This is a genomic window from Hydrogenophaga sp. (assembly GCF_022844385.1).
GTDB lineage: Bacteria > Pseudomonadota > Gammaproteobacteria > Burkholderiales > Burkholderiaceae_C > Hydrogenophaga.
Genome location: NZ_JALHLX010000160.1, coordinates 1 through 6843 on the forward strand (window position 1 = coordinate 1; position 6843 = coordinate 6843).

Consider the following 6843-nt stretch of genomic DNA (forward strand, 5'->3'; position numbering starts at 1 on the left):
CCCGCCGCCCAGTCGGCCTTGGCCTGTTCGATGCGTTCCTTGCGCGAGGACACGAAGTTCCAGAACACGTGGCGCTCGCCCAGCGGCTCGCCGCCGAAGACCATCAGCGTGCTCTTGGTGCGCGCGGTGACCACGGCGTCGGTGTCGTTGCCGAACACCAGCAGCTGGCCCGGCTCGTAGGTTTCGCCGGCGTGTTCAATCTCGCCGCGCGCCACGTACACCGCCTGCTCGCTGTACCCGCCGGGCAGGGCCAGGCTGGCGCCGGCCGGCCATTCGGTGTGGAGGTAAAACAGCGGCGAATGCGTCTTCACCGGGCTCGTCATGCCATACGCCTCGCCCGCGATCAGGCGCATCCACACGCCGTCCCGCTCCTGCACCGGCAGGTCGGCCGACGGGTAGTGGGTGAAGGCCGGGTCGGTCTCTTCATCGGCTTCGGGCAGGGCCACCCAGAGCTGCATCAGCTCCAGCCCGCCGCCAGCGAACGACTCCGGGTGCTTGAAGCGCTCCGAATGCGAGATGCCGCGTCCGGCGGTCATCCAGTTCACGTCGCCGGGGTTGATGAGCTGGTCAACACCCAGGCTGTCGCGGTGATGGACCTGTCCGCTGAGCAGGTAGCTCACGGTGGACAGGCCGATGTGCGGGTGCGGCCGCACATCGGCCGCGCGTGTGTTTTCGGGTGCCAGCGTCACCGGTCCGGCGTGGTCCACGAAGATCCAGGGGCCGACCATGCGGCGCTTGGCGTAGGGCAGCACGCGCCGCACCTTCAGGCCGTGGCCCAGGTCGGCAGTGCGCGCGGTGATGACCATTTCAAGCATCGTCTTCTCCTGTTCAAACCTCGGCGGTGATGCGGCCCATCTTGCCGCTCTGGAAATCGGTGAAGGCCTGGTGGATCTCGGCCTCGGTGTTCATCACGAACGGGCCGTAACCCACTACCGGCTCGTCGATCGGCTCGCCGCTCAGCCAGAGCACGGTGCTGTCCTCCAGCACCTCCAGCGTTACATCCTCGCCATCGCGCGAGAAGACCGGCAGATTCGCCGCCACCACTTCCTTGCCGTCGGACAGGCGCAAGCGCCCGCGCAGCACCAGCGGTGCGGTGGTGTGGCCTGCGGCAGCGGGCAAGGTGACGCTGTGGCCAGCCTTCAGGCGCAGGTCCCACACCTGCATGGGTGTGAAGGTGTGGGCCGGACCTTTTGCGCCGAGCAATTCGCCCGCGATGATGCGCGCCGTGCCGGCTCCGTCGGGCAAAGCCACCTCGGGAATCTGCTCGCGGGTGATGCCCTGGTAGCCCGGCGCGGCCATCTTGTCGCGCGCCGGCAGGTTCACCCAGAGTTGCACCATCTCGAACGCGCCGCCGGTTTGGGCGAAGCGCTCGCCGTGGTACTCCTCGTGCACGATGCCGCTGGCCGCCGTCATCCACTGCACCTCACCGGGGCCGATGGTGCCGCCTCCGCCGCTGGAGTCGCGGTGCGAGACCTCACCCTCGTAGACGATGGTGACGGTCTCGAAACCGCGGTGCGGGTGCTGGCCCACGCCGCGTTGCTTCGTGGTGGGCTCGAAGCGCGTGGGGCCGCCGTAGTCGAGCATGAGAAACGGCGAGAAGCGCTCGGGCCGGTCGTTGTACGAAAACATGCTGCGCACCGGGAAGCCGTCGCCGACCCAATGGCCGCCGGCGCTGCGCTGGATGAAAGAAACGGTTTTCATGGGGGCAATCTCCTGTGGAAGGCCCACTGTACCGGGGCAGCGCTGCGCTGATAAGTCGGTAAGATCACAAATCATTTTTCAATGAGCTGAACAATCCAGTGAGCCCCCAGAACCCCGACCTCAACGACACGCTGGTGTTCGTGCGCGTGGCGCAGGCGGGTGGCTTCAGCGCCGCCGCGCGGCTCATGGGCATGCCCACCTCCACACTGAGCGTGCGTGTGTCGCGGCTGGAGCAGCGCCTGGGCGTGACGCTGCTGCAGCGCACGACGCGCCGCCTGCACCTGACCGAAGCGGGCCAGACTTACCTGGCGCAGGCCGCGCGCGGGCTGGAAGACATCTTGCAGGCGGAGGCGCAACTCGATGCGGGCAAGCACCAAGCACAGGGCCTGCTGCGCATCACGCTGCCGATCGACATGGGCGACGACCAGCTGCTCAACATCCTGAGCGGCTACCGAGCGCGGCACCCCGGCGTGGCGGTGGAGCTGGTGTTTTCCGACGCCCGGCTCGACCTCGTGGCGCAGGGACTGGACCTCGCGCTGCGCGCCGGCGAGCTGGCCGATTCCAGCCTGGTGGCGCGCCAGATCGGCGAGGCGCGCTGGGCACCGTTTGCCCACCCTGACTACCTCGCGCGGGCACCGGCGCTGCGCACACCCAAAGACCTCACGCAGCACGCCACCCTGTGCTTCAGCCCGCTGGGGCGCGACAGCTGGACACTCACGCGCGGCAAGTCGCGCGCACAGGTGCCGCTGCGCTGCGCATTCGCCGCCAACGACATGCGACTCATCCGCCAGCTCGCGCTCGATGGCCAGGGCGTGGCCCTGCTGCCCGACTACGTGTGCCGCCGCGAGGTCGGCCACGGCCAGCTGGTGCCGCTGCTGCCGGGCTGGTCCGCGCGCACCGACCCGATCCACCTCGTGTACCCGGGGCAGCGCTTCGTGCCGGCCAAGCTGCGCCATTTCATCGACGAGGCCGGGCCTGCTTTGTCCGCCCTCTTTGAACGCTGAGCAGTAAGCTCCGTCTCCCATGCTCATCGAACACCTCCGCCAAAGATTGAGCGCCCTGGGCGCCAACCCGCGCCACACGCAGCGCGTGCTGCGCCTGTGGTCTCAGGCCCTGCCTCAAGACAGTGGCCGGCGTGAGCTGACGCACTTTTTGCCGGCCACGCTGGTGGCGGCCCTGCCCGAGGTGACCAGCGAACTTGCGGGGCTGGCTCGCCTGCAATCCGAGCACCCCGGCGAAGACGGCTCAGCCCGCCTGCTGGTGGCGCTGGCCGACGGCCAGACGGTGGAGAGCGTGCTGCTGCCGCGCGACGGCCTGTGCGTGTCCACGCAGGTGGGTTGCGCCGTGGGCTGCGTGTTCTGCATGACCGGCCAGAGTGGCCTGATCCGCCAGGTCGGCAGCGCCGAGATCGTGGCGCAGGTGGCGCTGGCGCGCACGCTGCGGCCGGTGAAGAAGGTGGTGTTCATGGGCATGGGCGAGCCCGCGCACAACCTGGACAACGTGATGGAGGCCATCGACCTGCTGGGCACCGTGGGCAACATCGGCCACAAACAACTGGTGTTCTCCACCGTGGGCGATCCGCGCGTGTTCGAGGCCCTGCCTCTGGGCCGCGTGAAGCCTGCGCTGGCGCTCTCGCTGCACACCACCAAAGCCGAGCTGCGCGAACAGCTGCTGCCCCGCGCCCCGCGCATGACGCCCGACGAACTGGTGGAGGCCGGCGAGCATTACGCGTGCGCCACGGGTTACCCCATTCAGTACCAGTGGACGCTGCTGGCCGGCATCAACGACGGCGACGACGAGATCGAAGGCATCGTGCGCCTGCTGCACGGCAAGTACGCCGTGCTCAACATGATTCCGTACAACGCGGTGGACGACCTGCCCTACCGGCGCCCAAGCTGGGAACAGGCCGCGGACATGGCGCGCCGTCTGCACCGCCGCGGCATCCTCACCAAGCTGCGCCAGTCGGCCGGGCAGGACGTGGAGGGTGGGTGTGGGCAGTTGCGGGCGCGGGCACAGCCACCGGCGCGGCGGGTGATTGCTGTGGTGAGTCAGCCCTTTTCTGCCTGAGCGCCGGGCAAGCGGCCTGGCCTTGTGGGCGACGGCGCGCACCGGGTGGGGTGGGAAAAAACCACTTCCATGCAGGGCTTGCCATGCATCGACACCACGCGGCGCAGTTGCTGGCGCCCAGCCGTGGCGGCGGGTACGTGCGCCGGTTCCTGGCTGTGTGCTTCGAGCTCGAACACCATGAGGTGAGGCAAGCGCGCCAGGTCGGGGATGGAATCCAGGCGCTGCCCGGTGATGGCGAGCAACTCAGCACCGACGGAACCGTGTTCGATGGCTTCGCAGCCACACACGAATGCGTACACCTCGTCGCGGCGTGCCGCGGGAATGAGCAGGTCGGCGAACCGCACCAGATCGGCTGTGCCGAAGTCCCGCGCGCCAAGACCACCCGGCATCGGTTGGCCCCACAGGGCGTCCAGCAGGCGCTCGCGGGTCGGCCGGCAGGGTGAGATCGCCACGAAGTGCCGGGTGTAGCGCGGATCGTTCAGACCCAGGGCGCGCGCGTCCGTGTGGTTGAGCAACTGCCACACCAGCAAAGCCAGCAGAACCCGGACGGTGTCGAGATCGTCGGCGAGGCAGACACGGTGCCGTGGCGGCGCCACTCGGTGCTGCCGGTTGGCGGGCTCGTGCCGCGCAATGGTGGCGGCAATGGCCTGCCGCTGTGTTTCGGTGAATGCCAGCCCACCCCGGGCATGGACCTCTTCGGCGCCGAACCACCACCGCAGAAGGCTGGTTGTGGTGGGCGTGAACAAGCTGGCTTCTCCAGCTTTGCGACGGTGGCTACTCATGTCATTCCCTGATGCTGGTTGCGGCCAGTGGAAGGACACTGAGGTCCTCAACAAGAACTTTGGTACCTATGATTCGTAAAAATTCAACCAAAAAGTCAATTCATAGTACAACACAAAGTTGATCCGCCATCGAACCCAAAACTAGCGTTCGGTGCATGGAACACAAGCTTGAATTTGCCCAAAGGTTGCGTGCCGCCATGCAGTCTGCCGGCCTCGAACCCCGGCCGGGCGTGCTGCTCAATCTCTTCAACGCCAAGTACTGGGGACGCTCGGTTTCGTTTCAGGCGGTGTCGCGCTGGCTGCGCGGCGAAGCCATACCCGAACAGGACAAATTGCTGGTGCTGGCCGAGATTCTGCGGGTGGAGCCGGAGGTGCTGCGCTTTGGCGTGAAGGTGCGCCACAGCGTGCAGGAGCACCGCCAGCGCTGGACCGATGGCGTCGGCTACCAGGACCGTGAAACTTTCGACGCATTTCTGCGCCTGCCGCCCGCGCAGCGCAAGTTCGTGCGCGACTTGATCCTGACGTTTGCGCAGCCGCCTGCCGATACCGACAACTGAACGCGGTGACAGCCCTCAGTGCAAGGTCAGTGGCCGCGACGTTGTCTTGACCCGCACCACCGCCGCGCGCGGCTCAAAGGGCGCGGGCGCGGTGCCACAGATGTCGGCCGCAATCGCCCGGGCCTGCCGGGCGATGGGTTCGATGAAGCGGCTGGGCTGGCCGTTGATGGCGATGCAGTCGCCCATGGCGTGAATGCGTTCGTTGCTGGTCTTCAGGTTCGCCGGGTCCACGGCGATGCCGTTGTCCCACTTCAGGTCGGCGCTCTGCGCCAGGCGCGGCGGTGTGGCCAGGCCGGCGGCGGCGATCACCTGGTCGGCAGCAAAGCGCTGGCCGCAGGTGGTGGTGATGCGGTAGCGGCCCGCCACCTGCTCCAGCTGCGCCACCTGCACACCCCCCACGAAACGGATGGCCAGGTCTTTCCATGCGTCGAGCAGTTGCGTGCCTGCGCCCTCGGCGCTCCAGCGGGCCAGGGGTTCGGCCTGCACATCGAGCAGGGTGATGCGGTGGCCGCCGAGTGCGAGGTCGTTGGCGAGTTCGCTGCCGATCAGGCCGGCGCCGACGATGGCGATGTCCTTGGGCGTGTCGCCCAGCGCAGCGCGCAGCTTCTGGTACGCCGCCAGGTGGTTGATGCGCCAGCACATCGCAGCGGGCAGCGTGGGCGGCAGCGCGGCTTGCGCGCCGTGGGCCAGCACCAGCCGGTCAAAACGCAGCACGCCGCGCGTGGTGCGCAACTGGTTCGTGTCGGCGCAGATGCGCACGGCGTGGGTGTGGCTGAGCAGGCGCACGTTCAGGCGTGCGGCGGCGGCCGCGCCACTCTCCTTGACCATGGCGTCCAGCGCGGTGCTGCGCGCCATGGCGATGGACAGCATGGGCTTGTCGTACACGTCGCCGGCGCAGGCGGTGACCACGGTGATGGGCAGGGCGGCGTCGAGCGCACGCAGGGCTTCGGCCATCTGCCAGCCGGCGCGCCCGGCGCCGACGATGAGCACGCCCGCCGCGCCGCGTGTGGCCACCGGAGCGCTGGTTTGCAGGCCAGCGCGCAGGGCTTCGAGGCTGGGCGGTGTGTACGGCGTGAAGTCGGCCTTGGTCACGCCGCACAGTGGGCAGGCCCAGTCGTCGGGAATGTCGGCGTAACGCGTGCCAGGGGCCAGGCCTCCGTCGGGGTCGCCGTCGGCTTCGTTGTAGATGTAGCCGCAGGCGTCGCAGATGTATTGCTGCCAGGGTACGAGGGCTTGCACCGCAGCGGCGATCGTGTTGAGCGAGGTGTTCATGCCGGCATGACCTCGGCGGAGAGCCGAGCGATCTCTTTGCGCAGGTGTTTGATGGCGGGTGTGACGATGGCCACAAAGTGCGATTCGCGCACGCGGCGCTGCACGGCCGAGCTCATGAGGTAACCGCGTGCGCCCTGGTGCAGCAGGGCCGACTGCGCGGCGCGCAGCGACAGTTCAGCACCGTGGGCGCGCGCGTCGAGCACGTCGATGAAAAATTCCACCGACGGGTTGAAGGGTGTTTCGGCCAGCTTCATCACGCGCGCGGTGAGCGCGTCCAGCTCGGCCTGCAAGGCGTCGGGCCGGTCTTCCAGAAACTGGTTCACATGCCCCAGCTGCGCTTCGACTTCCCAGATCGAGTCGATGGCGCCCTGCGTGACGCCCACGGCCATGCCGCACTGGAGCATGACGAAGGCGGCGCGGATGCGCGCAATGAACGGCTTGGCCGGCTCGGCCATGACCTCGTC

Annotated in this window: 7 protein-coding genes and 1 pseudogene; 3 read left to right on the forward strand and 5 right to left on the reverse strand. The window is 68.1% G+C overall.

What is annotated here, in order from left to right:
• Both Q0C59_RS17695 and Q0C59_RS17700 read right to left on the reverse strand, forming a co-directional pair.
• On the reverse strand, window positions 1-815 hold an 815-nt coding region (locus Q0C59_RS17695; protein ID WP_291217996.1), incomplete at its 3' end, for a pirin family protein.
• Between the two features lie 13 nt (window positions 816-828).
• Complete coding sequence (locus Q0C59_RS17700; RefSeq protein ID WP_291217999.1) at window positions 829-1701, reverse strand: pirin family protein; 873 nt, start codon at window positions 1699-1701, stop codon at window positions 829-831.
• A 98-nt stretch (window positions 1702-1799) separates the two neighbouring features.
• Here Q0C59_RS17700 and Q0C59_RS17705 point away from each other — a divergent pair, with 98 nt between their 5' ends.
• On the forward strand, window positions 1800-2705 hold the full coding sequence (locus tag Q0C59_RS17705; protein WP_291218001.1) for a LysR family transcriptional regulator: 906 nt from the start codon (window positions 1800-1802) through the stop codon (window positions 2703-2705).
• A gap of 19 nt (window positions 2706-2724) precedes the next feature.
• Window positions 2725-3768, forward strand: coding sequence for an RNA methyltransferase (locus Q0C59_RS17710; protein ID WP_291218003.1), 1044 nt, complete (start codon window positions 2725-2727; stop codon window positions 3766-3768).
• Here the strand turns inward: Q0C59_RS17710 and Q0C59_RS17715 are convergent.
• Window positions 3750-4514, reverse strand: a complete 765-nt coding sequence (locus tag Q0C59_RS17715) for a hypothetical protein (protein WP_291218005.1) — start codon at window positions 4512-4514, stop codon at window positions 3750-3752. The two genes, Q0C59_RS17710 and Q0C59_RS17715, sit on opposite strands and share 19 nt — an antisense overlap.
• A gap of 233 nt (window positions 4515-4747) precedes the next feature.
• Here Q0C59_RS17715 and Q0C59_RS17720 point away from each other — a divergent pair, with 233 nt between their 5' ends.
• Window positions 4748-5107 (forward strand): helix-turn-helix transcriptional regulator, encoded by a 360-nt coding sequence (locus Q0C59_RS17720; protein ID WP_291218007.1) that lies wholly within the window; start codon window positions 4748-4750, stop codon window positions 5105-5107.
• Window positions 5108-5122: 15 nt separating this feature from the next.
• On the opposite strand, the gene Q0C59_RS17725 is transcribed toward Q0C59_RS17720, so the two are convergent.
• Both Q0C59_RS17725 and Q0C59_RS17730 read right to left on the reverse strand, forming a co-directional pair.
• Window positions 5123-6379: an FAD-dependent oxidoreductase gene (locus Q0C59_RS17725; protein WP_291218009.1), complete on the reverse strand. Its 1257-nt coding sequence runs from the start codon at window positions 6377-6379 to the stop codon at window positions 5123-5125.
• Window positions 6376-6843 (reverse strand): annotated as a pseudogene (locus Q0C59_RS17730) (acyl-CoA dehydrogenase); the annotation flags it as partial. The pseudogene Q0C59_RS17730 and the gene Q0C59_RS17725, both read right to left, overlap by 4 nt.